General features: G+C 63.1%; 23 protein-coding genes and 1 tRNA gene. 12 read left to right on the top strand and 12 right to left on the bottom strand.

All coding sequences use genetic code 11. The annotated features are described in order from the left end of the window. Positions 1-6 precede the first annotated feature (6 nt). The 4 genes from LMTR21_RS23270 to LMTR21_RS23255 all read right to left on the bottom strand — a co-directional run bounded on the left by LMTR21_RS23270 (position 7) and on the right by LMTR21_RS23255 (position 2,694). Positions 7-930 (bottom strand): AEC family transporter, encoded by a 924-nt coding sequence (locus tag LMTR21_RS23270; RefSeq protein WP_065755541.1) that lies wholly within the window; start codon positions 928-930, stop codon positions 7-9. Beyond that, on the bottom strand, positions 930-1,412 hold the full coding sequence (gene ruvX, locus LMTR21_RS23265) for a Holliday junction resolvase RuvX (protein WP_065755542.1): 483 nt from the start codon (positions 1,410-1,412) through the stop codon (positions 930-932). Before ruvX ends, LMTR21_RS23270 begins: the two co-directional genes overlap by 1 nt. 72 nt (positions 1,413-1,484) lie before the next feature. Next, a complete protein-coding gene (locus tag LMTR21_RS23260; protein WP_141688553.1) occupies positions 1,485-1,712 on the bottom strand; it encodes a hypothetical protein in 228 nt (75 codons plus the stop codon). A gap of 46 nt (positions 1,713-1,758) precedes the next feature. Then, positions 1,759-2,694: a cyclase family protein gene (locus LMTR21_RS23255; protein WP_065755543.1), complete on the bottom strand. Its 936-nt coding sequence runs from the start codon at positions 2,692-2,694 to the stop codon at positions 1,759-1,761. Positions 2,695-2,906: 212 nt separating this feature from the next. On the opposite strand from LMTR21_RS23255, the gene LMTR21_RS23250 reads away from it, so the two are divergent. Further along, positions 2,907-3,131, top strand: a complete 225-nt coding sequence (locus LMTR21_RS23250) for a hypothetical protein (RefSeq protein ID WP_065755559.1) — start codon at positions 2,907-2,909, stop codon at positions 3,129-3,131. Positions 3,132-3,203: 72 nt separating this feature from the next. On the opposite strand, the gene LMTR21_RS23245 is transcribed toward LMTR21_RS23250, so the two are convergent. Continuing rightward, positions 3,204-4,085 carry a LysR family transcriptional regulator gene (locus tag LMTR21_RS23245; RefSeq protein WP_065755544.1) on the bottom strand — a complete coding sequence of 294 codons (882 nt, stop codon included), beginning with the start codon at positions 4,083-4,085 and terminating at the stop codon, positions 3,204-3,206. 103 nt (positions 4,086-4,188) lie between these two features. On the opposite strand from LMTR21_RS23245, the gene LMTR21_RS23240 reads away from it, so the two are divergent. Beyond that, the gene (locus LMTR21_RS23240) at positions 4,189-5,163 is read left to right on the top strand and encodes an NAD(P)H-dependent flavin oxidoreductase (protein WP_065755545.1); all 975 of its coding nucleotides are present in this window, start codon (positions 4,189-4,191) and stop codon (positions 5,161-5,163) included. 38 nt (positions 5,164-5,201) lie between these two features. Next, positions 5,202-6,278, top strand: coding sequence for an NAD(P)H-dependent flavin oxidoreductase (locus tag LMTR21_RS23235; RefSeq protein ID WP_065755546.1), 1,077 nt, complete (start codon positions 5,202-5,204; stop codon positions 6,276-6,278). A gap of 21 nt (positions 6,279-6,299) precedes the next feature. On the opposite strand, the gene LMTR21_RS23230 is transcribed toward LMTR21_RS23235, so the two are convergent. From LMTR21_RS23230 to LMTR21_RS40190, 3 genes are all read right to left on the bottom strand, one after another. Beyond that, positions 6,300-7,178 (bottom strand): MBL fold metallo-hydrolase, encoded by an 879-nt coding sequence (locus LMTR21_RS23230; protein WP_065755547.1) that lies wholly within the window; start codon positions 7,176-7,178, stop codon positions 6,300-6,302. A 30-nt stretch (positions 7,179-7,208) separates the two neighbouring features. Then, positions 7,209-8,000 (bottom strand): alpha/beta fold hydrolase, encoded by a 792-nt coding sequence (locus LMTR21_RS23225; protein ID WP_065755548.1) that lies wholly within the window; start codon positions 7,998-8,000, stop codon positions 7,209-7,211. A gap of 226 nt (positions 8,001-8,226) precedes the next feature. Continuing rightward, positions 8,227-8,394, bottom strand: a complete 168-nt coding sequence (locus LMTR21_RS40190; RefSeq protein ID WP_187399164.1) for a hypothetical protein — start codon at positions 8,392-8,394, stop codon at positions 8,227-8,229. Positions 8,395-8,794: 400 nt separating this feature from the next. On the opposite strand from LMTR21_RS40190, the gene gatC reads away from it, so the two are divergent. The 6 genes from gatC to LMTR21_RS23195 all read left to right on the top strand — a co-directional run bounded on the left by gatC (position 8,795) and on the right by LMTR21_RS23195 (position 14,338). Then, positions 8,795-9,082, top strand: coding sequence for an Asp-tRNA(Asn)/Glu-tRNA(Gln) amidotransferase subunit GatC (gene gatC / locus LMTR21_RS23220; protein ID WP_065755560.1), 288 nt, complete (start codon positions 8,795-8,797; stop codon positions 9,080-9,082). Between the two features lie 29 nt (positions 9,083-9,111). Then, complete coding sequence (locus tag LMTR21_RS23215) at positions 9,112-9,324, top strand: hypothetical protein (protein WP_057836657.1); 213 nt, start codon at positions 9,112-9,114, stop codon at positions 9,322-9,324. Beyond that, positions 9,321-10,796 (top strand): Asp-tRNA(Asn)/Glu-tRNA(Gln) amidotransferase subunit GatA, encoded by a 1,476-nt coding sequence (gatA, locus tag LMTR21_RS23210; protein ID WP_065755549.1) that lies wholly within the window; start codon positions 9,321-9,323, stop codon positions 10,794-10,796. The genes LMTR21_RS23215 and gatA overlap by 4 nt, the downstream gene beginning before the upstream one ends. A gap of 2 nt (positions 10,797-10,798) precedes the next feature. Continuing rightward, complete coding sequence (locus LMTR21_RS23205) at positions 10,799-11,092, top strand: hypothetical protein (RefSeq protein ID WP_065755550.1); 294 nt, start codon at positions 10,799-10,801, stop codon at positions 11,090-11,092. Next, positions 11,089-12,573, top strand: coding sequence for an Asp-tRNA(Asn)/Glu-tRNA(Gln) amidotransferase subunit GatB (gene gatB, locus LMTR21_RS23200; protein WP_065755551.1), 1,485 nt, complete (start codon positions 11,089-11,091; stop codon positions 12,571-12,573). The genes LMTR21_RS23205 and gatB overlap by 4 nt, the downstream gene beginning before the upstream one ends. A 1,498-nt stretch (positions 12,574-14,071) precedes the next feature. After that, positions 14,072-14,338: a hypothetical protein gene (locus tag LMTR21_RS23195; protein WP_065755552.1), complete on the top strand. Its 267-nt coding sequence runs from the start codon at positions 14,072-14,074 to the stop codon at positions 14,336-14,338. A gap of 18 nt (positions 14,339-14,356) precedes the next feature. Here the strand turns inward: LMTR21_RS23195 and LMTR21_RS40585 are convergent, their stop codons facing one another. The 3 genes from LMTR21_RS40585 to LMTR21_RS23180 form a co-directional block, all read right to left on the bottom strand. Continuing rightward, positions 14,357-15,313, bottom strand: a complete 957-nt coding sequence (locus LMTR21_RS40585) for a DUF1186 domain-containing protein (protein WP_210250595.1) — start codon at positions 15,311-15,313, stop codon at positions 14,357-14,359. A 107-nt stretch (positions 15,314-15,420) separates the two neighbouring features. Beyond that, complete coding sequence (locus LMTR21_RS41595) at positions 15,421-15,576, bottom strand: GIY-YIG nuclease family protein (RefSeq protein WP_347339119.1); 156 nt, start codon at positions 15,574-15,576, stop codon at positions 15,421-15,423. A 152-nt stretch (positions 15,577-15,728) separates the two neighbouring features. Then, positions 15,729-15,822: transfer RNA gene (locus LMTR21_RS23180), tRNA-Ser, on the bottom strand. 868 nt (positions 15,823-16,690) lie between these two features. On the opposite strand from LMTR21_RS23180, the gene LMTR21_RS23175 reads away from it, so the two are divergent. Then, complete coding sequence (locus LMTR21_RS23175) at positions 16,691-18,265, top strand: porin (protein ID WP_065755553.1); 1,575 nt, start codon at positions 16,691-16,693, stop codon at positions 18,263-18,265. Between the two features lie 208 nt (positions 18,266-18,473). On the opposite strand, the gene LMTR21_RS23170 is transcribed toward LMTR21_RS23175, so the two are convergent. Beyond that, complete coding sequence (locus LMTR21_RS23170) at positions 18,474-20,708, bottom strand: lytic transglycosylase domain-containing protein (RefSeq protein WP_065755562.1); 2,235 nt, start codon at positions 20,706-20,708, stop codon at positions 18,474-18,476. A 293-nt stretch (positions 20,709-21,001) separates the two neighbouring features. Between LMTR21_RS23170 and dapA the strand changes: the two genes are divergently transcribed. Continuing rightward, entirely contained in the window at positions 21,002-21,892 is an 891-nt protein-coding gene (gene dapA, locus LMTR21_RS23165) for a 4-hydroxy-tetrahydrodipicolinate synthase (RefSeq protein WP_065755554.1), read from the top strand. Between the two features lie 44 nt (positions 21,893-21,936). Further along, entirely contained in the window at positions 21,937-22,350 is a 414-nt protein-coding gene (mscL, locus tag LMTR21_RS23160) for a large conductance mechanosensitive channel protein MscL (protein ID WP_065755555.1), read from the top strand. Position 22,351 lies beyond the last annotated feature (1 nt).

Genomic DNA, 22,351 nt, shown 5'->3' with positions numbered 1-22,351 from the left:
GACGGTCTAGCTGACCAGCGCGATCACGATCGGCATCGTCACCGCCGCCAGAATGGTTTGCAGCGTGATGATCTGCGCCAATAGCGGCGCGTCGCCGCCCATCTGCCGCGCCAGCACATAGGCGGAGGACGAGGTGGGCACGGCCGAGCAGACAGCCACGATCACCAGGCTCGAGCCCGATATGCCGAACCACAGCGCCAGCGCGACGCCAAGAACCGGCATCAGAATCAGCTTGAGGAACACCGCTATCGAAGCGGCCAGGCTCGGGCGGAACATGCCTGCCAGCTGCAGGCCGGCGCCGGTGACGAGCAGGCCGATGCCGAGGGAGGAGCGGCCGAGCGCCTCGGCAACGTCGTGCCAGACTTGCGGCAGCGGCAGATGCGTGACATTCACGGCAAGCCCGATCGCACAGGCCCAGATCAGAGGATTCGTCAGCACCGTCATCACGATCGCGCGGAGCGACTGCTTTTCCGGCGTAGCGTAGTGCGCGAGCACGGAGACGCTGAACACATTGACAAGCGGGATGATCGCGACCATGGCGACGGAGGCCAGCGCCAGCCCGGTGTGGCCAAAGAGATTGCTGGAGACGGCGAGTGCGACATAAGTTTGCCAGCGCGTTGCGCCCTGGAAGATCGAGGTGAACGCCGGGCCATCGATGTTCCAGCGGGAGAAAAGGGGCCGCAGCGCCAGGCACAGGAGCGACATCGCCAGCGCCGAGAGCATCAGCGCGCCGCCGACGCCGGCCACCGGCACGGTGGACAGATCGGCCTTCACCAGCGTCTGGATCAGGAGCGTCGGAAACAGCACGTAATAGGTCAGCCGCTCCAGCCCGTGCCATTGCGTGTCCAGCCGCATCAGGCTGCGCCTGAGGATGAAGCCGAGCACGATCAGCAGAAACACCGGCAGCAGCGCCGAGATCACCGCCGCCATCAGTGATCCCCGCGGAGGGTCTTCAGCCGGTCCAGCGCACCCTGCAGGATGAAAATCGCGGCGTGCTCGTCGATCACCTCGGCGCGGCGGGCGCGGGAAACGTCCATGCCGATCAGTTCGCGCTCGACGGCCGCCGTCGAGAGCCGCTCGTCCCACAGCGCGATGGCAAGGCCGGTGAGATTGGAAAAATTGCGGGCAAAGGCGCGGGTCGATTGCGCGCGCGGGCCCTCGCTGCCGTCCATGTTGATGGGCAGGCCGAGCACGAAGCCGACGGCGTTGCGCTCGCCCGATATCGCCAGTAGCCGTGCCGCGTCGGCCTTGAAGGCCTTGCGCTGGATGGTCTCGACGCCGGTCGCGAGCCGTCGGTCGGGATCTGATACGGCGACGCCGATGGTCTTGGTGCCGAGATCGAGGCCGATCAGGGCGCCGCGCTCCGGCCAGTGCGCGACGGCGTCAATCAGGGGGAGGATAGGGGCGGGCATGCCCCCGCATAACACCGGCGGGGCATGCGCGCAAAGCCGATCACGGCGTGGCGTCCATGCGAGAACGCCACACTACGCATCGCGGCGTTTCTTTTCGGCTTTCCTCTTGGCCTTCATAACGTCAGCCTGAGCCCGGTAGGCCCGCGCCATATTCTGGAAATTTTGGGCGATCTCGACGTCTGAAGCGGACCGCGACATGCGTTCAGCCTTGTCGGCTTGCTTTCGAAAGAACTTCGTTTCCTTCACCATCGCTTTGCCCGGCGATCGAGGGGCCTGGTGGACCCGCGGCAGGGCGGCCACGGTGCGGCAACTCAGAAAGTGCCGCACCGTTCCCTTGCAATGGTCCTTACCGGATCGCGACCGGGTTGATCATGCTCTGCACGCCGCCCTTGAAGCGCGGCTGGCCGAGCACGAACAGGAACTCATAGGCCTTGTCCTTGGCGAGATCCGCCGTATTCAGCACTTCCATGATGTAGGTGCCGTTCATCGCCAGCAGGATCTGGTGCACCTCGAACACGTTCTTGCTCTCGAACGGAATCACCTCGACGGCCCAGGTGTCCGCGCCGACGGCGACGACGCCCTTGCCCGTCAGGTATTTCGCGCCTTCAACACCGAGGCCAGGTTCGCCTGAGTTGAAGCGCTTGTCATCCTTGCCAATCAGGCTGGCCCAGCCGGTGTGGAAGAGCACGACGTCGCCCTGGCGGATTTCGATGCCCTGCTTCTTGGCAGCTTCCTCGATTTCCTTGACGTTGAAGGCGGTGCCTTCCTTGACCACGTCGGTGTTGTAATGGGCGGCCATGTCGAGCAGCACGCCACGTGTGACCATCGGCGGCAGTTTGTCGATGCCAAGCTTCTTCAGGCCCGTTGGATCGGCGAAATCGAGCAGTTTGTTGCCGTTGTAGTAGACGTGCTCGACGCCGACATGGCCGAGGCCATCAAGCTGGCTGCCGACGCCAACCCATCCCTCGATGATGTCGTCATTATAGGTCGTCTTGCTCGGCCCGAGGCCTGGAATGCCAGCCTGGCCGGGCTGCACCACGGTGATCTTGAAGCCGCGCGGCGGGTAGGCGGGCATCTTGTTGTCCAGGGGGAAACCGAGCGCGTAGGTCTTGCCCGTCTTCACAAGTTGTGCGGCTTTGACCACGAGCTCGGGTTTCATGTAGTTGGCGGCGCCGATCTCGTCGTCCGGGCCCCATTTCGATTTCGTCCAGTCTTGAGCGCTTGCCGTTCCGACCGCACCCAACAGGGCAACAGAACAGCACAATACGTACGCAACGCGCATCGTAGTCCCTCCCAGATTGACGTTATGGTTTTTGGTAGTTAGCGCTTCATACTAACGTAGTAGCCGGCGGCGGCCAGAAGTTTTTGTAGGCAACGCGTGTGTTGCGATTGAACGTCGCAACGCGGAAGGTACGCTGCGCAAATTGCTTTGTTGCAAAAAATATGGCGTGGGCGTTTCGCGTGGCGAAATGAATGCGGGATGCAAAGATGACGATGGATGCGCTCAGCCTGTTCGGCCTGTTCGCGGTGACCGCGATGCTGGTGGCCTATGCGCTGGAAGATCGCAGCCACTGGTTCATCCTCGCCTTCGCCGCCGCATGCGCGCTCGGCTCGGCCTACGGATTTCTGCAGGGTGCCTGGCCGTTCGGGCTAGTCGAGGCGATCTGGGCCGTTGTTGCGCTGCGGCGCTGGAGTGTCAGGGCGCAGTTGACGACATAGGCCGTACCATCAGTAGCACTGCATGATCACACGTGCCTTTTCAAAGCGCCGTCGCGTTGCGGCGCTGGGATGTCAGGCGGCGATCACCTCGCCATGGCGGCCCAGGCAGGACGCAAAGCCCTGCAGGGCGCTGTACTGATGGGCCGCACGGCGGGTGATGAAGAGCGTCTCGACGCGTGCCTGCGCCGGGGTCAGCGTGTGAACGTTGACGGTGTCGTTCCGGCCGACCACGGCGCGCGGCAGCAGCGTCACGCCCATGTCGGCGGCGACGCAGCCGATCATGCCGTCGAGCGTGCCGAGTTCGAACCGCGCGGAGGACGGCCAGCCGAATTCCGAAAATACCTGTTCGAGCCGCTGGCGGTAGGTGCAGCCGGTTCGAAACACCAGAGCGGTTGGACCCGAGCCAGGCGTGCCCGCGCGCAAGGCGGCGAGGTTCTTCCAGCGCCGCGCGGTGACCAGCACCAGTTCTTCGCGGAAGGCCACCGTCGAATCGAGTTCGGCGTGCTCGATGGGGCCGGCGACGAATGCGCCGTCGAACGTGCCGTTGAGCACGCCGGCCACGAGTTCGGCCGTTGTCGATGTGCGCAGGCTCAGCTGCACCGCGGGAAAGCGGCGATGGAATTCGGCGAGCAACAAGGGCAGGCGGACGGCGGCCGTCGTTTCCATCGAACCGATCGAGAGCGGTCCCTTCGGCTCGCCGTCGTCGCGCGCGGCGAGCAGTGCCTCGCGCGACAGCGCCGCCATCCGCTCGGCATAGGGGAGCAGACGGCGGCCGGCGCCGGTCAGCGTCATGCCGCGGCTGTGCCGCTCGAACAGCGCGGTGCCGATCTCGGCTTCCAGTGCCTTCACCCGTTGGGTTACATTGGACTGCACGGTGTTGAGTTCGTCGGCGGCGCGGGTGATGCCGCCGAGCCGCGCGACGGTTGAAAAGGTCAGGAGGTCGCTCAATTCCATGGCGAAGCCCGTTTCATTTTAGAGATGATAGCATTCTCTAGTATTCATTTTTATAGAATGGTACTTCGCCTTAATATCCCTGTCCAGATTAGAGGGAGGGGACATGCCGATATCGACACCGCTGACCGTCCGTCTGGGCATCCAGCATCCGATCCTGTCGGCACCGATGGACGTCATTGCGGGGGCGCGCCTGACGTCGGCGGTGAGCGCCGCCGGCGGCTTCGGTATTCTCGGCGGCGGCTATGGCGACAGAGCGTGGCTCGAGCAGGAGACGGCCATGCTTGCCGATGTCTCCGATCCCTTCGGCATCGGCTTTATCACCTGGAGCCTTGCGAAGCAGCCGGAGCTATTGGACATCGCACTCCGCGCCCGCCCGCGCGCGATCATGCTTTCGTTCGGCGATCCAAAGCCCTTTGCATCGCGTATCAAGTCGTCGGGCATGCTCCTGATCTGCCAGGTGCAGGACGAAGCGATGGCGCGGCAAGCGCTCGACGCCGGCGCCGACATCCTGATCGCACAGGGCACGGAAGCCGGAGGCCACGGCGCCTCGCGCACCACAATCGATATCGTGCCGGCGATCGTCGATCTCGCGGCCGGACGTGTGCCGGTCGCTGCCGCCGGCGGCATCGGCGACGGCCGCGGGCTGGCGGCGATGATGATGCTCGGCGCCTCCGGCGTGCTGCTCGGCACGCGCTTCTACGCGAGCGTGGAATGTGATGGGCCGGAAGAGGCCAAGCAACGCATTTGCGCGGCATCGAACGGCAACAGCGTCCGCGGCATTATCTTCGATCTGTCGCGCAACAATGTCTGGCCGGCGCCGTTTACCGGCCGCTGCCTGATCAACGATCATGCGCGGCGCTGGATGGGACGCGAGGTCGAACTGATGCAGAACATCAAGGCGGTCGCGGCCGAATACGCGGCGGCAAGAGCCGCGGGCAATTTCGACATCGCCGCCGTCATAGCAGGTGAGGCGGTTGGCTTGATTCATGATATCCCGCCGGCGGCCGAGATCGTTGACAGGATCGTCAGCGAGGCCGAGCAGATACTCAGCGGTCGCCGCAACTCCGTTGCGGCCTGACCGGCGCCTATCTTCAATTCATGCAAGCGAGAAAAACCATGTGGCCAGACCGACGGATCATCGACCTCTTCAAGACCGAATTTCCGATCGTGCAGGCGCCGATGGCCGGCATCATGGACGCCGAACTCGTGATCGCGGCGGCGCAGGGCGGAGCGCTGGGGTCGCTGCCGTGCGCGATGATCACGGCCGAGAAGGCGCGCGAGCAGGTCAACATCATCCGCCAGCGCGTTTCCGCGCCGGTCAACATGAACTTCTTTTGCCACACGCCGGTCGATGCTGACCCCGCGCGTGAAGCCGGATGGAAGGTCAGGCTGGGCGCCTATTACAAGGAATTGGGCATCGATCCTGCCGCGCCCATCAGCGCCGCCAACCGCGCGCCGTTCGATGAGGCCATGTGCGCCGTCGTCGAAGAGTTGAAGCCGGAAGTGGTCAGCTTCCATTTCGGCCTGCCGGCTGCCGCGCTGGTCAAGCGGGTCAAGGCGACGGGGGCACTCGTGATGTCCTCGGCGACCATCGTGAAGGAGGCGATCTGGCTGGAGGAGAACGGCGCCGACGTCATCATCGCGCAAGGCGCGGAGGCCGGCGGCCATCGCGGCATGTTCCTGACCGACAATATCGCCCAGCAACCCGGCACCTTTGCGCTGGTGCCGCAGGTGGTCGATGCGGTGAAGGTGCCGGTCATCGCGGCCGGCGGCATCGCCGACGGACGCGGCATTGCTGCGGCGTTCGCGCTTGGCGCGTCCGGCGTGCAGATCGGCAGCGCCTATCTGCGCTGTCCGGAATCCAAGGTGAGTGCGGCGGCTCGCACCGCGCTGGAGCAGGCGAGCGACGACGCCACCGTCATCACCAATGTCATGACCGGACGCCCCGCGCGCGGCGTAGCCAACCGCGTGATGCGCGAGGTCGGCCCGATTTCGCCTGACGCCCCCGCATTCCCGCATGCCGCCACCGCGCTCGGCCCGCTGAAGGCGGCCGCCGAAAAGCTCGGCAAGGTCGATTTCACCAACCTCTGGGCCGGACAGGCGGTGCGGATGGGCCGCGAGATGCCCGCGGCGGAATTGACGCGTTCGCTCGCCGGCGGCGCGCTGGCTCGGCTCGGTGCGCTCGGCGGATAGCGCAGTGCTGGCTTCAGGCCATCAAAGCGCGTGGACCCACGCCTCGGGGTAAAGCGCATAGGCGTCGCCGCGTCGCGCCAGCCGTGCGAATGCCGGGAAATGCAGATGCATCCCGGCGATCAGGACGCCATCGGCAGAGACGCGGTCGAACATCCGTTTTCGCGAGGCGGCCGCCGCGGCAAGATCGGTGTCGAACCCCATGCCGGCCTCGGGAAAGGCGGTTTGCACTTCCGGCACGTGCACGGTGTCGCCCCAGATCATCAACTGATCCTCGCCTGAAGCGACCAGATAGGCGGTGTGACCCGGGGTATGCCCGTGGCTCGGGATCGCGGTCACGCCTGGAAACACCTCGCCATCCCTGAATAGCCGCGTCCTGCTCTTGTAGGGTGCGACCTGCTCGCGGCCGGCCTGAAAGAAGAGTTTGGCCGATCGCTCATCGGCCTTTGCCATTGCACCGTCGTCGAACCAGTGCGCCAGCTCGTTCTCGTGCATGACGAGTTCGGCGTTCGGAAACAGGAGTTGCCCGTTCGACATGTCGGTCAGGCCGGCCGAATGATCCGGATGCATGTGGGTCAGCAAGACCGTGTCAACCGATTTCGGGTCGGTGCCGTCAGCGGCGAGGCTGCGCTGAACGAAGCCGGCCGTGGGCTGCAGGTAATTGCCCGACCCGGTGTCGATGATTGCGGTGCGCCCCTTGGAGCGGATCAGGAAGGTATTGACGCTGGTCCGCCGTGCCGGGCGGAAAGCATCGGTCAGGATCTGACGCGCCTTTTCGAGGTCGACGTTGCGCATCACGTCAAGGGTGCCGTCGAGATAGCCGTCGCTGACCGCGGTGACGATGATATCGCCGATCTTGCGATGATAGATGCCGGGAATCTGCTGGGCCGGTTGCGCATTCATGTGGGAAGACCTTGGGGCTTGAGAGGACGGTCAGGCGCCGACCGATTTCAGGAATTCATCGATGCAATCAGCGAGCAGATCCGGCGTTTGCACCGCCATGTAGTGGCCGGTGCGGATCTCGGCGTAGCGGGCGCCGGGAATGGCTTTGGCCACGTTTTGCGCCAGCGCCGGCGGACGGACGCGATCCAGACTGCCGCCGATCACTAGCACCGGGCATTTCAGCCGGGCGAGTTCGTCCTGCATTTCGGCTGCCGCCAGCATTCGCCAGATCGTCGCATAGCTCGATGGGTCGTTGCCGAGCCATCGGGTCCGGAAGCGCTCGAAGCGGGCGATGTCGCCGCGCAGCTCCGGGGCATAGCCGTTCAACATCGACTCCTCGACCGCGACCGCCATGCCTGCGGCCTCGATCTTCGCAAGGCGCTCGAGCGCCGGTGCTCGGCGTTCCGCTGCGATGCCGGTGGCGGGGCTGCCGACCGCAACGGCACTGGTGCGCTCCGGATAGCGGGCCGCAAAATGCAGGGCGATCGCACCGCCGACGGCGATGCCGGCCAGCGCGACCTTGCCGGTGATCCCGAATTGGTCGAGCAAGGCTGCGATGTCGCCGGCCATCGTATCGAGGGTGAGCTCGCCGCGCACTTTCTGCGACAATCCGGCGCCGCGGGTGTCATAACGCAGGACGCGACGCGATGTGGCAAATCTTGGCGCGACGTCGTCCCAGCTTTCGAGCGAGCCGCCCATCTCGTGGATCAGCACCAGCGTGCGGTCGCCGCTGCCGCTCAGCTCGCAACGCTGCGCGACGCCATTGGCTTCGATGAAATCCATGCTGCGCCCCCGGTGTTCTTGTTCTTCTTGTTGGCCATCCGGCGAGCGACCGGCCGGTCCGAGTTGTTATCGGAAGTCCACGATACCGGAGACCATATGAATCTCAATCGTGAATGGAGCAGGGCGCGATGTTGGCGCGTGTGGGCAGGGTTGGGCATCACCAACTGATGCGCCGCTTCACGCTTTGGCCGAGGCGGCGGCTTCGCGCCGCCGAATGCCTTCCCGACTAGTGCGCCGGTTCGTCGCGCCTGACGTCCAGATGCTCGGCAGCCAGCGATCGGTAATGGGCGGCCATCTCCCTGTAGTGCTGCTTCGAGATTGGATCGGTCGCACTTTCCGCGCGACGTTCGAACATTTCCGCCTTTTCCTGCAGTATCTTGGCCTGTTGGGACATGGCTATCCCTCCCGTCGGTCAGGTTAAGCAGGCGAGGTAGACGATCGCGGCGCCGAGCACGGTCCCGATGGACCAGAGGGCAGGATCCCAGCTTTCCGACCCGGCGCTGTCATTTTCGCTGGTCGACATGACACGGCCTCCCGATGTTATGGCCGTGACTACATTCCCCGACTGTTTCAGGATGACTACGTAGGGACGTAAAATGGTTTCGTCAGGGCGCTTTTGCGCAGGAAAGGGCGCTTGGCGCTCAAAATCTTGTGCGTCGGGGCGGGGCGATTTTCGATCCAAAAAGGGGTGGTATTCGGCACCCGAAGGCCCCGGCCGCCTGTTCCCGCGGTTGCGGCGCAAAAGCGGCCTCTGCTATACGGCGGATGCCAATTCCCCGTTTGAGGCCTATATTATGTCTGTTGATGCCGCCACCGTTCGCCGCATCGCGCACCTGGCGCGAATTGCGGTCACCGAGGCCGAGGTTCCCCATCTGCAGGGCGAGTTGAACGCCATGCTGGCTTTCGTGGAGCAGCTTTCGGAAGTGAACGTCGACGGCGTCGAACCGATGACCTCGGTAACACCGATGGAAATGAAGAAGCGGCCCGACGCGGTCAATGACGGCGAAATTCCCGATGATATCGTGAGGAATGCGCCGGAAACGCAGAACCATTTCTTCCTGGTGCCGAAGGTCATTGAGTAACTTTACTCTGTCTTGAGATCGGAAGTCCGATGTGTCTGCTCTGCGACGATGAAAAGGCCTATCAGGCCTACATGAACTATCTCGACGCGATGGAGCGGCAGGGCAAGGCCGCCGATCCCGACAAGGCGATGGACGCTGTCCTCGATCAGCTCGAGGCCAATGAAAGGACCCGGCCCAAGTCCAACGATCCCGCCAACGACAAGACGCTTTCTCCGTTCTTCTGCAGCCCGATCAATAAATGACTGACCTGACATCCCTGACGATCGCCGAGGCCCGAGAGGGCCTCGCGAGCAAGTCTTTCACATCGCTTGAACTGACGGACGCGCATCTCGCCGCCGTCGAAGCGGCGCGTTCGCTCAATGCCTTCGTGCTGGAAACGCCGGAGAAGGCCCGCGACATGGCACGCGCGGTCGATGCCAAGATTGCCAAGGGCGAGGGCGGGCCGCTGGCCGGCATTCCGCTCGGCATCAAGGACCTGTTCGCGACCAAGGACGTGCGCACCACCGCGTGCTCAAAAATCCTCGGCAATTTCGTGCCGCCTTACGAATCGACGGTGACCTCGCAGCTCTGGCGCGACGGCGCGGTCATGCTCGGCAAGCTCAACAACGACGAATTCGCGATGGGCTCGTCGAACGAGACCTCGTGCTTCGGCCCCGTGGTCAATCCGTGGCGGCGCGAGGGTTCCAACACCGCGCTGGTGCCGGGCGGCTCGTCCGGCGGATCGGCCTCCGCCGTGGCGGCGCTGCTCTGCATGGGCGCGACCGCGACCGACACCGGCGGTTCGATCCGCCAACCCGCCGCCTTGACCGCTACCGTCGGCGTCAAGCCAACTTACGGCCGCTGCTCGCGCTGGGGCATCGTGGCATTCGCGTCTTCGCTCGACCAGGCGGGGCCGATTGCCCGCACCACGCGCGACGCCGCGATCCTGATGCGCTCGATGGCCGGCCACGACCCGAAGGACACGACCTCGGTCGACATCGGCGTGCCCGATTATGAAGCCGCGATCGGCAAGTCCGTGAAGGGCATGAAGATCGGCATTCCCAGGGAATACCGTCTCGACGGCATGCCGGCGGAAATCGAAAAGCTCTGGACCGAAGGTGCGGCCTGGCTGAAGGCGGCCGGCGCCGAGCTGGTCGAGATATCGCTGCCGCACACCAAATACGCGCTGCCGGCCTATTACATCGTGGCGCCGGCGGAAGCCTCGTCCAACCTCGCGCGCTACGACGGCGTGCGGTACGGGCTGCGCGTGCCGGGCCGCAGCATTGGCGAGCTGTACGAAGGCACCCGCGCCGAAGGTTTTGGCGACGAAGTGCGTCGCCGCGTCATGATCGGCACCTATGTGCTCTCAGCCGGCTATTACGATGCCTATTATCTGCGCGCGCAAAAAGTCCGCACGCTGATCAAGAAGGACTTTGAGGACTGCTTCGCCAAGGGCATCAACGCGATCCTGACGCCGGCGACGCCGTCGGCCGCCTTCGGTGTCGGCGAAAAGGCCGGCGCCGATCCGGTCGAGATGTATCTCAACGACATCTTCACCGTCACCGTGAACATGGCGGGGCTGCCGGGCATCGCCGTGCCCGCCGGCAAGGACGCGCAAGGCCTGCCGCTTGGCCTGCAACTGATCGGCCGTCCGTTCGACGAGGAGACGCTGTTTTCGCTCGGCGAAGTGTTGGAGCAGGCGGCCGGCCGCTTCACGCCGCAGAGGTGGTGGTAGGTATGGCCGATTTCCGCGCCAGCCTCTCGGACGCGGCGCCGGCATCGACGCTGTCACCGCCGCTGGCCGCATTGTGGTGGGCGGCGAAAGGAAATTGGGACGCGGCACACAAGATCGTCCAGGACGAGAGCGACGCCAACTCCGCCTGGGTGCACGCCTATCTGCACCGCGTCGAAGGCGATCTCGGCAATGCCGGCTACTGGTATCGCCAGGCCGGCCAGCCGGTGGCAAAGGATTCTCTGGAAGCCGAATGGGAGCGGATCGTGACCGCGCTGCTCGGGAGTGGAAAAGCATGAACGTGTCAGTGAAGCCGGGAAAACTGATCAAGGGCCAGACCGGCGACTGGGAAGTCGTGATCGGGATGGAGGTGCACGCCCAGGTCACCTCGAAATCAAAACTGTTCTCCGGTGCCTCGACCGAGTTCGGCGGCGAGCCGAACAGCCATGTGTCGCTGGTTGATGCCGCGATGCCCGGCATGCTGCCCGTGATCAATGAAGAGTGCGTCCGCCAGGCCGTGCGCACCGGTCTTGGCCTCAACGCCAAGATCAACCTGCGCTCGGTGTTTGACCGCAAGAACTATTTCTATCCGGACTCGCCGCAGGGCTACCAAATCAGCCAGTACAAGTCGCCTGTGGTCGGCGAGGGCGAGGTCACGGTCGAACTCGGTGGCGGCAAGACCGCCACCATCGGCATCGAGCGGCTGCACCTGGAGCAGGACGCCGGCAAATTGCTGCACGACCAGTCGCCGTCGATGTCGTTTGTCGACCTCAACCGCTGCGGCGTCGCGCTGATGGAAATCGTCTCGAAACCGGACATTCGCGATGCCGAACAGGCCAAGGCCTATGTGACCAAACTGCGTTCGATCCTGCGCTATCTCGGCACCTGCGACGGCGACATGGAGAAGGGCAGCTTGCGCGCCGATGTGAACGTTTCCGTGCGTAAACCGGGCGGTCCGCTCGGCACCCGCTGCGAAATCAAGAACATGAACTCGATCAACTTCATCGGCCAGGCGATCGAATACGAGGCGCGGCGCCAGATCGAGATCATCGAGGATGGCGGTGTCATCGACCAGGAGACGCGGCTGTTCGACCCCAACAAGGGCGAGACGCGCTCGATGCGTTCCAAGGAAGAGGCGCACGACTATCGTTATTTTCCGGATCCCGACCTGCTGCCGCTCGAGTTCAGCCAAGCTTATGTCGATGAGCTCAAGGCGAAGCTGCCGGAATTGCCGGACCAGAAGAAGGCGCGCTTCATCGAGAGCCTTGGCCTGTCGGCCTACGATGCCGGCGTGCTGGTAGCCGAGCGCGAGAGCGCGGTGTTCTATGAGACCGTGCTGGCAGGCCTTGCCGACAAGGCGCGCGACGGCAAGCTCGCCGCCAACTGGGTAATCAACGAGCTGTTCGGCCGCCTCAACAAGGAAGGCCATGACATCGCGGACTCGCCGTTGTCGGCGGCGCAGTTGGCTGCGATCGTCGACCTGATCGGCGAGGGCACGATCTCCGGCAAGATCGCAAAAGACCTGTTCGAGATCGTCTGGGCCGAAGGCGGCGACCCGCGCGAACTGGTGGAAAGCCGCGGCATGAAGCAGGTGACCGATCTCGGCGCGATCGAGAAGGTCGTCGACGACATCATCGCGGCCAATCCGGACAAGGTCGCGCAGGCGAAAGCCAAGCCGCAGCTTGCCGGCTGGTTCGTCGGCCAGGTGATGAAGCAATCGGGCGGCAAGGCCAATCCGCAAGCCGTCAACGATCTCTTGAAAGCAAAGCTCGGCATCTGAAAGCGTCCCGTAACGGGACGACTCTGGCGTTGATGACATCGCGATCGATGCGCGAGCACGTGCATCGATCGTCCATCGCGATCTGAAATTCATCATCGCGACCGACAGCGCAGTTGCGAATCGGTGTTCGCGATTCGCAAAAAAGTTCGGTTTTGGCGAGCGGCGATGAGACGCCAACGCTGTGACCATGAAAATTTTTTTATTGCCAAAGCTTGCGACTCAGAGTCCGTGCACACGGCTTTTGGGCGGCATCAGTGAGTCGCGGTGAACGCGCGCATGCGTTGATCGTCACTTCAGTGAATCAAAGAAAGCACTGCGGCACAGGCGCTTCCTGCAATATTTGCAAACATCGATGTCGATCGTTGCGACACTTTTCGCGTCGAGCCGCGCACCTATCATGGTGTTGTCGAACGAAGTGCTTCGCGCGCTCTCTCGTCGCCGTGTCAACACTTCCTTAAGCGGGACGCTGTTTTTTTGAGTGCGTTGGTGTATTCGGGATGTAGTGCATCTCGATTCCCGAGTGCACGCAGCGACTAAGCCATCTCACTTACATTAGGAGGGCAACATGGCCAAGAAAGCTAAGAAGGCAAAGAAAGCGAAGAGCGCAGTGAAGAAGACTGCGAAGAAGACCCGCAAGGTCGCCAAGAAGAAGAAGTAAATTCGCTTCTTTGAAAATTGCCGGCGGCTTGATGCCGGCACGTCACTTGAGCCCCAGGACTAAACGCTGAAGGCTCCGGTCGACGAAAGAGGGTGTCGGCGAGACATCAGGTCAACGGCTGGATCGTATTTCGGAAAGAGCGTTCTTCTCACGAGGCCCGCTCTTTCAAAACCGGTCCGGCAGAAGAAACAGGCTTTCTTCGTTCGGTGCGGGTATCCTTAACTACCCGCAGTTTCACCGGGGCCAAAGCCCGGTATGAAATCTGGTCCTGACGTGTTCGCCGACGCCCTCGTTCCCTCGGGGAGCACTCGTCCCCTAAGGGGCGTACTCGGCCCCCGGAACGCCCACTTTAGCTGGAGCGCTCCGACAGCTGCCGCACTAGGCGCGCGGCGCCAAACAGTTTCCCCCCGCTCATTGTCGATCATCCGCAGGCGTCGATCGTCTCGGTTCCGCCGTCGCTCCGGGGCGCGTCACCCTCTGCCATTTGGTAGCCGCCGCGACACGAACGCCCGTCGCACGAGACGGCACCGGCTCGCCTGACGAATGATGACGCCGACCTTGCCGCAATGGTTATCGTTCTGCGAAACCGCAGGGTAAACCGAACTTCACGATTGGCCACTTCTCCCTGTGCCGCAGGCACTTCTGCGATTTCGCGTTTGGCGGCGCGCTGCGCGCGTTTACATCCCGTTCATCGCGAACCTTAAACTGCCCTTCAAATTTGATCGGCCATGATCATCCCAACAACAGACCGGAAAACGGCGTTGGGAATAACAGGCAGACTAACAGTGGACAGGGGCCGCGCTCGGGGGAGGGCGGCAACGATAAAAAGGGGAGCTGAGGATGTTTCAGGGGAACATTGATCTCGATACTGCAATTCCGGTGGAAGCCACCGCGATCCCGGACGTGCTGTTCGAGCGTGGTCTTTACTGGGCGAGCGGCCGTTCCGGCGTGGTCAATCTCGTCGCGGCCCACAAATGGTTCAATCTCGCCGCGCTGAAGGGGCGTGCGGATGCCATCTCGATGCGCCGCGAGGTCGCCGCGATGATGTCGGATGCCGAAATCGCCACCGCACAGCGCGAAGCCCGCGCCTGGATGACCGCGCACTGAGGTTCGGAGCGACCGGCGTCAGGCCGGCGGTTCTCCGTTGGCAAGACAGCATTTCTTGGCCTTCTTGCCGCTCCCACAAGGGCATGGATCGTTGCGTCCGACGTGGCGCCAAGGGTTTCTGACAGGCTCATTCGGATACGCGAGATCGGCCCAGGTCTCATCGCCTTCCTCGAACACGTCGTCCTCGGAGCCGCGCGTCCAGGCCAGCGCATCGAGCACGTCCTCGATGTACCCGAGGTTGACCTGCGTGAACCGGTCGATGTCATCGGGCGCCCGTTCGGCGCCCGCAAGATCCTCATCGAACTGAGCGCGATCGATCCACTCCTCCGGAATGCGGTCTTCGCGGAAAGCCGTGTCGACCAGCGGCACCAGATCGCGCAGGCCGAGCAGGGCGATCGCTTGGAGCCAGCCTGCCCAGGCTTGGTCGCCATCTTCTGCCGGCCGCGTTTCATAGAACCTGACGAGAAATTCCTGCAGCCGATCGCGATCGATGCGGCGCTCCCACGCCAGAAACGTCGCTGCGCCGAACAGTGCTTGCCGGACAAACTCGTCGATCGAGCTGTCGACCATCAATGCGAACAGCGCGTCGGTATCGCCGTCGAACACACCGGCCACGATCTTCGCCATGCCTTCGGTCACGGCAGCGCCGAGCAGATCGTCCAGGTCGGGGGTGGGAAGGCGCAGCAAACGCAGCAGCGGCTGGCAAGCCTTGCTGTCGCGCGCACCGCCCAGGATATGGATCCCGCGAAACAGCAGCAGGCTCTCGTCATCGGACAAGATCGCGCCGTCCGCCGCCCGCTCCAGCAGGGTGCGCAATATCGGCGCGGATTCTTCAATTCGCAGCACGCAAATTCCGATGGCGAAATCCGGCAGCTTGCGTTGCGTCGCGACCGCGTGGAGATAATCTTCGATCGGACCAAGGTCAGGCTGGCTCTTGCCGTCGCCGAGGATCGCTTCGAGTTCCTCCTTCTTCATGCTGGCCTCCACTTGTCACCGTGGCGATAGTGAATCTGCGCGATCAGAACCGCTAGTGGGAAGTCGACCAGATCCCGACTTGAAATACCGTTCGAGACTGCGAGCCGTCACCTCGTCGCGACATATGAACGAAGAATCAAGGGCAAATACTTGCTTGTCGAGATGACGTGTCCTTGCTGATGGGACGCCACTCTACGTCGGAGATCGTCCGTTGATCCGATATAGATGTCACCATTCTCACCTCGAGGAAGTAGACGTACCACATGTGGCTACAGTCTCCCTGCATTCCTGCGGAGCTTCGGGAGACACCCTACGCCCTGACGGCCTTCGGGTGGTGGGGGAGTGATCGGGACAAGCCCGCCGTCGCTTCCGCTTCATCGCCGGCATGCCGCGCCGAAGCGCAAGCTAAGGCGGGTGGCGGAGCCGGAGGGATTCGAACCCTCGATAGGGCTTTACAACCCTATAACGGTTTAGCAAACCGCCGCCTTCAGCCACTCGGCCACAGCTCCATGTGCGCGGATATGCCTGACGCGAGGGCCAGCCGCAAGCGGCAGATTCAAATTACGCCGAGGCCATTTGGAGGCGCGGGCGCTACGCGCTTCCGCAATGCCCGCTTTCGAGGTGTTGTACTGCAGGAACACAGACGCCGCGACCTCGGGACACGCGCCTTGCGTGCTCATCGCGGCGGCGGCCTCCGTCGGACATCCTGGCGTGCCAGCTCCGAATGCCTCGAAATGAAACATTCGTCGCGCGAACGTGATTCGACGCCGCTTGCCGGCGATTCGGTTCCCGCCCAGCACGTCGCTGACAGCGAGGTGCGGCAGCCTGAGCCTTAATAGTTGGCGCAAGCCAGGCGCTGCTTTCGGTTGCCGGCCCGACGAAGGAAGCTCCGCAGATGACTCTATTATGTGTGTGATGTCGGGGGATGGAATCGGCGGAATCGCCGGTTCGATTCGATGCCTGCAACAGCGCTTCGGTGGGGTGGAGGGCGGTTGCTGCGGTGCCCACGACAGTTTTCGGACGTCAAATGGAACTATTCAAAATATATAGCAAAACCAATCGGTTGTAAGAAAAGCGCGATCACAAACACGTGTTATTTGTGCAACACCCTTCGGAAAAGGGGACGAGCCGTGGTGTCCGAAGCGGTTCCTTTGTTGCTTGTGCAGAAGTCCTCGGTAATTGTGATCGTGCGACGGAGGGGGGCATCCCGAGGTCGCCCCGTTTTAGATGGTTCGCTTAAGTCCCTCGCGTTCATGCGGGTGTGTCCGAAGGCGCGAAGCGACTAAGCGGGTTTTACGGGGACAAGGGAACCAGCCTTACGGGTGTTTCACCCAGCGGATCCGGAACCTTCCCTACAGAGCAACTTGGAGGTTTAGCATGAAGATGGTTAAGAGCCTTATTCTCGGCTCAGCGGCGGCACTCGTCGCTATGGGCGGAGCACAGGCGGCCGATCTTCCCGTCAAGGCCAAAGCGGTCGAGTACGTGAGGATCTGCTCCCTATACGGCGCGGGGTTCTTCTATATCCCGGGCACTGATACCTGCATCAAGCTGGGTGGTTATCTACGCGTCGACACCACGTTCAACGGCGGCATCTACGGTGCTCCGTTCTGGAACGGCGATAACGGTCAGGGCAACCGCTACCGCGATTTCTTCAACTCCCGTTCGCGTATGGCGCTGACGGTTGATACCCGTACCGCCACTGAATATGGCGTTGTCCGCACCTTCGGTCAGGCCGACTTCCAGTTCAACAATTTCGGAAGCTCCAACCCGGGTCTTGCGGTTGGATCGCAGCTGGGTGGCTTGAACAGCTCGTTGCTGAACACCGCTGGCGGTGGTTACGTCGCGGTTGAAATGGTGTTCATCCAGTTCGCTGGTTTCACCTTCGGTAAGTCGGCTTCGGCCTACGCGACCCCCTGGAACGGCTATCCGGGCAACAACAACTCGTTCTTGATGGGCGGTCCGGACTACGTGACCGGCGTCAACAACATCCAGTACACCGCGCAGTTCGGCAACGGCGTGTCGGCCACCATCGGTCTCGATGATCCGACCGTGTTCAGCCGCACCTCTGTCGGCAACCTTTCGCTTGGCCTCCCGGCTGCCGGCACCAACGTTCCCTCCAATGCCTACGGCGGCATCCAAGCTCCTGATATCGTCGGCAACATCCGCGTCGATCAGGCTTGGGGTCTGTTCCAGATTGCAGGCGCGTTGCATAACGTGAATGCTTCCTACAACGTGCTGGGAGCTAATGCTGTTCCGACCACCCTTTCGGAAATCAACGGTCACCCTGACAGCAAGTGGGGTGGAGCGGTGACGGCTGCCTTGCAGATCAAGAACCTCCCGACCGGTGCGGGCGACGACATCAAGATGGACGCCACCTTCGCCAAGGGTATGACGAAGGCCGTGGTCTCGACCTCTGGCGGTTCGCCGAACTTCCTGATGTTCGGCAGCACGGGCATTCCGGGCGCTTACCAGAGCGTCGGCTTCGGTGCCACAACTGACGCCATCTACTCGGGTGGTATCGGTGGCGGTGCGACCCAGGGTCTCAAGCTGACGAACGCTTGGGGTGTCCGTGGTGCGTTCAACCACAACTGGGATCCCTTCTGGTCGACCAGCCTTTGGGGAAGCTACGGTCAAGTTCGGTACGATGGCAGCGTGGGTGATCTGGCCTCCGCCAAGGGTGCTATGTGCGCCGCTTTCGGGGTTGCAGTCGCGGGGCAGGGGGTGACCTACACCTGTAATCCAGACTTCAACTTTGCCCAGGTTGGTGTCGTCACGCGCTGGACCCCCGTCAGGAACCTGACGTTCTCGGCTGAAGTCGGTGCGTTCTTCCTCGACCAGAAGTTCGACGGTTTCGCAGCTCTCCCTGGCGTGGCTCCCAAGCCGGCCGCGATCTACGAGTTCCGGGACCAGAGCACTGTGTTCCTGAACGTGCGCGCTCAGCGTAACTTCTGATCCTGAACGACTTGAACCACTAGGATAACCCCCGGTAGGCAACTGCCGGGGGTTTTTCATTGTGGGTGCGGTTCAGCATCGGCACGAAAGGGCGCCTCCGTCTTTTGAGCCTCGAAGAACTTTGTTGTGAAAGGTGGCCGTCGTCCGCTCGGTCTTGCCGGACAGTGGCTGGATTGCCGTTCAGGGGGCGGGTGTAGCCTGAAAACCGCTATTGGACGCTGGCGCCCCGATGCAGGTCAGCTTCGATCTGGAGCTTGGTCCCGCCGCCGAACCGCGTGCGATAGACCTGCAGATTCTCCATGATCCGCTGCACGTAGTTGCGCGTCTCGGAGAACGGGATCAGTTCGACCCAATCGACGGCATCGACCTTGGGATCGCGCGGGTCACCGTAGCGCTCGATCCACTTCTTCACGCTGCCGCGGCCGGCATTGTAGCCCGCGAAAGTCAGGATGTACGAGCCGCGGTAGTCCTCGAGCAGTCCGCCGAGTTCGGCCGCGCCAAGCATCGCGTTGTAGACGGAATCGGTTTTCATCCGCTGAAGGTCGAAACTGACGCCGGCGCGCTTGCAGACATAGCGCCCCGCATCTGGCGTCACCTGCATCAGCCCATAGGCCTGGGCTGGCGAGACCACGGCCGGATTGAACGCGCTTTCCTGCCGCGCGATCGAGTAGATCACGCTCCGCTCGACCTCAGGGCCGAGCTGCTTGAACGATGGAATGCCGGTGACGGGATAGGCGTAGTGGTCGAATGGCAGGCCGCGGTTGAGCGCGGCCTTGCCGAGCAGCAGCATGCCGCGGGCGTCATGGTAGCGCGCGGTGAGTTCGCCGAGGCCCGCCACCGCATCGGGATCGCCGTTCTCGCCCATGTCGCCGAAAATCGGGATCGCAAGCTCGCGCTCGTCGAGCTCATAGAGCAGTTGCACGGCGCGAACGATCTCGAGCCGTTCGGCGCCGCGGCCGCGTGGGACGCTGTTCAAATCGAGCTGCGGCAGGCCGAGCTTGGCGCGCGCCAGTTGGCCGTAATAGCTGGTCGATTGTTCGGCAGCACGGCCGTAAGCCGCGCGGGCTTCCTGCGCGCGGCCTGCGGCTTCCGCCGCGCGGCCCTGCCAATAGCCGGCGCGCGCGAGCGCGGTTGGATTCGCGCTGCCGACGCCAATGCGCGCGAAGTGCTGGGCGGCGACCGCCGGATCTTTCAGGAATCGCAGCGCAATCCAGCCGGCGGTGAATTCCTGCTCGGTCTTGTAGATGTCGCGCGTCGGCAGCGCCGCATCCCGTGCGATGAGATACGCGCTGCGGTACTCGCCGGCATCGATCATCTTGCGCGCCAGCAGGCGCCGCTCGATCCACCATTCGTTGAGATTGTGCAGGCGATTCGGATCTTTCGGCGCGCCCAGCATGAGCTGCGCAGCCTCGGTGAACTTCTCCTCGCGGCGAAGCAGCTGGATTCTTGCGAAGAGATAGCCGGTCTCGCCGTGCAATTCGCGCGGCACCGCCTCGAGAAGGGCCCTGAGGTTGGAAGCCTTCTTGTTGGCGCCGATCCGTGCTTTCGCCAGCGCCACATGGCCCGAGCCGAGCCGTTTCGCGGCGCGCATGCCGCCGGCCTCCTGCTCGGTGCTGTAGAGCAGCGACTCCATCCGCGTCTTGTGGTCGCCCGCCGTCAGCAACGCGCCGAACATGTCGAGCGCCGCGCTCTCGGTGTCTTCCGACATGCCGTCGTGACGCCAGGCCTCGCGGACAAGCCGCTCGGCGTTGGCGCGATCGCCGCGCGCGATCATCGCCTTGGCCAGCGCGAACTTGCCCTTGGCCGAGATCGGCGATTGGTTTTCGAACCACGACCACACCGTGGCGTCGTCGCGCCGGTCGTCCCACAGCGCGGCCTCGATGCGCCGACGCATGAAAATCTGCGACGGCCAGCTCGGATTGGCCGAAACAAACGCGCGGTAGCGCTCGACCGAGGCATTGTTGTTATCGCTGCGCAGGATCAGCCATTCCGCGAGCTTGCGCGCGACCGGATCCGAGATCGTCGCTTGCGCCTGCGTGGCATCGCCAGGCTTCTGCTTGCGCACGAGCTCAATGACGTTTTCCAGCGCGTCCTTGTCGGCCTGCGATGTCGAGGTCGTCGCGGCTACCGCTGCCGGGGCCACCTGCTTGCGCGGAGGCGGCACCGCGGCATGCTGGCGCGTTGCAGGCGCCAGCACAGGCGGCGGCGGGGCCGGCGCGGCGGCGGTCGCCGCAGAAGTGTGAGCGGCGGAGGTGTGCGCAGCGGGCGCGCTAGCGGTCCCAGTCGGCTTGGGAACGACGTTGCGGGCGACCGGCCGCGGCTTCGGCAGGGGAACTTTTGGCTTGGCCCAGGCATCCAGGGGAAATGCAGCCAGCCCGATTGCCAGCGCCAGGCTCGTGGCCAGCGCGGTCGATCGCAATGCGGCGGCGCGGATGGAAGGGATCACGGCTTTCCTCTGCGGCGGCGAATCATTCAGTCGCTCGAGCCTTAGATCTATTTGATTGAATATGTGGACAAAATGCTAATACGTCGCGGCTGGTGCTGTTTGCGCCATCACCGCGGCAAAATCGCGGCTATGGCCATTTTTGCGAGGGGCAGGCTGGGCCGTGGCAAGAAAGCGCGTTGAAACAAAGCGCTAGCGCTATACGGCACAGCCCTTTCGCCTGATCGCCAGACCCGATATGAATTGAAATCCAGTTTCGGTAGAGCCGTTTCTTAAGCGTTTGGAGGAAGTCCATGGCAGCCAAGACAAAGTTCCGGGGGTCGTTCACCGCCTTGGTCACGCCATTCAAAAACGGCTCGGTCGACGAGGCCGCCTTGCGTGGTCTCATAAGCTGGCAGATCGAGCAGGGGTCCCACGGCCTCGTTCCCGTGGGTACCACCGGCGAAAGCCCGACGCTGAGCCATGCCGAGCATCATCGGGTAGTTGAGATGTGCATCGATGAGGCGAAAGGACGCGTGCCTGTCATCGCTGGCGCGGGGTCGAACTCAACGCGCGAAGCCGTCGACCTTGCTGTTCACGCAGAGAAGGCTGGTGCCGATGCCGTTCTGGTGGTGACGCCCTATTACAACAAGCCGACCCAGGAGGGGATATATCAGCACTTCAAGGCGGTGAATGACGCGATCGGGATCCCGATCATCATTTACAACATCCCGCCGCGCTCCGTCGTCGATATGTCGGTCGAGACCATGACCCGGCTGTTCGAGTTGAAGAACATCGCCGGCGTCAAGGACGCCACCGCCAATCTTGCCCGGGTGTCGCAGCAGCGCCATGCGATGGGGCCGGATTTCATCCAGCTGTCCGGCGAGGACATGACCGCACTGGCCTATATGGCGGCGGGAGGACATGGTTGCATTTCGGTGGTCGCCAACGTGGCGCCGAAGCTGTGTGCCGACCTGATGTCAGCCGTCATGCAGGGTGATTACGCTACCGGACTGAAGATTCAGGACCGCCTGACGCCGCTGCATGATGCCATTTTCAAGGAGCCCGGCCTCGCGGGAGCCAAGCATGGCCTCAAACTGCTGGGGCGGCTCGAAGAAGAGGTGCGTCTGCCGTTGATGAGCGTGACGCCGCCAACCGGCAAGGTGATCCGCGACGCCATGGTGCATGCCGGCCTGATCAACTAGGCCAGCGGCTGACTTCGCGCGACAACCGAAGAGAGGCCTCCAACATGCTGAAGGAATTCCGCGAATTCGCGATGAAGGGAAACGTCGTCGACCTCGCCGTCGGCGTCATCATCGGTGCGGCCTTCGGCGCCATCGTGACCTCGCTGGTCGGCGACGTGATCATGCCGATCATCGGCGCGATCACCGGTGGTCTCGATTTCTCGAACTATTTCACCCCGCTGGCGAAGTCGGTGACTGCCAACAATTTGGCGGACGCCAAAAAGCAAGGTGCGGTGTTGGCTTGGGGCAACTTTCTCACGCTGACGCTGAATTTCCTCATCGTCGCCTTTGTGTTGTTTATCGTGATCAGGCTCATGAACCAGTTGAAGCGCAAGGAAGAGGCGGCGCCGGCGGCACCGAAGCTGACCAAGCAGGAAGAACTGCTGACCGAGATTCGCGATCTCCTCAAGAAGAGCTAAC

This window comes from Bradyrhizobium paxllaeri (assembly GCF_001693515.2).
Lineage (GTDB): Bacteria > Pseudomonadota > Alphaproteobacteria > Rhizobiales > Xanthobacteraceae > Bradyrhizobium > Bradyrhizobium paxllaeri.
This window is presented reverse-complemented; position numbering and strand designations above follow the sequence as displayed.